Source organism: Vibrio sp. D431a, from assembly GCF_030248655.1.
In the GTDB taxonomy this organism is placed as follows: domain Bacteria; phylum Pseudomonadota; class Gammaproteobacteria; order Enterobacterales; family Vibrionaceae; genus Vibrio; species Vibrio alginolyticus.
This window is the reverse complement of the sequence record NZ_JAHGAP010000114.1, coordinates 1-1,267: the sequence shown is the minus strand read 5'-3', so window position 1 is coordinate 1,267 and position 1,267 is coordinate 1. Positions and strand designations below refer to the sequence as shown.

Below are 1,267 nucleotides of genomic sequence, written 5' to 3'. Positions count from 1 at the left end.
TCTTTCCAAGTTGTTTGACGAAGAAATTGCTTCAGTGGCACGCTCCCGAAGGGCGAGTTGCCTTGGTTCGCATGCTTCGTTAACAATTTTCGATTTAGAACCACTAGATTTTCAAATTGTTGCCTCGCCTTCAAACCAAGTCATCCTCGCTGAACCAAGCATCTCGAGGTTACTTGAGTATAAATAAAAAAGTGCTGCTGACAGAATTCGAACAGAACTTGTGAGAATTTTATGAGAATTCGATGAAGTTGCTGATAGATTTGCTCGTCATTCTTAGAGGCAAGAACGCAAAACGTTCGAAACGTAATGCTTAACCTACTCAAGTCACGAACAAAGAAGTAAAGCCGTATACATGGGCTTGGGTAGTTCAACCCTCATTAAAGGATGGAATCACAATGAAAAAACGTACCCAACTCGGACTCGTCATGACTTCAGTCGCTATGGCACTAGGCTCTGCATCAGTGAATGCGGCGGAATTGGAAATCACCGTGACAAACGCAACCAAAGGCATCTACTTTACGCCTCTTATTGTTGCTGCACATGGCTCTGATCTTCAAATGTTCAGAACGGGTCAAGCAGCAACGCCAGAACTAGAAGCAATGGCAGAAGGCGGTGATATCTCTGGTCTTGCTAGTGTGATTGGTAACGCTGGTGGTGCGGTGGTTGAGAACCCTGCTGGTGGTATTTTGAATCCGGGTGTGGCAACCACCTTCACCTTGGACAGTGGCGACCACGGTTATCTTTCTCTGAGCGCGATGTTGCTGCCAACCAATGATGGTTTTGTCGGTCTGGATAGCTGGAAGATCCCAACGGAAGCGGGTACATACCGAGCAACGCTAAGAAGTTACGATGCCGGTACAGAAGCGAACGATGAACTTGCGTCTAGCATGCCAAACCCACCTTTCATTACCTTTGGTACTGGCGGCACAGGCGTTGAAGCAACAGTAACTAACGACAAAGTTCACGTGCATCCGGGTAACCTTGGTGATAGCGATCCAACCGGCGGCATCAGTGACCTAGACAGCAGCAGCCATCGTTGGTTAAACCCAGTTGCAACCATCACAATCGTTGTGAAGTAAGGGGGATGTATGAAATACAGAATCTTACTATTAGCAGCTTCAGTCGGCTTGCTCGCCGGTTGTCCAAGCGATGATGATAATGACGTAGTGAAATCGTACCGCTACACCGTCAACGTGGCGAACTTGACTGCGAATCAACCTATGTCTCCGCTCGCGGTACTCACTCACAATGCTGACTACCAATTGTT

The 1,267-nt window shown here is 47.4% G+C and carries 2 protein-coding genes; both read left to right on the top strand.

Annotated elements, in window-relative coordinates; translation table 11 throughout:
• A partial coding sequence (locus KJB35_RS28345) for a hypothetical protein (protein ID WP_285469906.1) occupies positions 1–187 on the top strand: 187 nt, incomplete at its 5' end.
• 208 nt (positions 188–395) lie between these two features.
• Positions 396–1,079 carry a spondin domain-containing protein gene (locus KJB35_RS28340; RefSeq protein WP_005384002.1) on the top strand — a complete coding sequence of 228 codons (684 nt, stop codon included), beginning with the start codon at positions 396–398 and terminating at the stop codon, positions 1,077–1,079.
• Positions 1,080–1,267 lie beyond the last annotated feature (188 nt).

Coding starts and splice junctions, on each gene's coding strand:
- KJB35_RS28340 (WP_005384002.1), top strand. CDS start 396: ATGAAAAAACGTACCCAACTCGGACTCGTCATGACTTCAGTCGCTATG.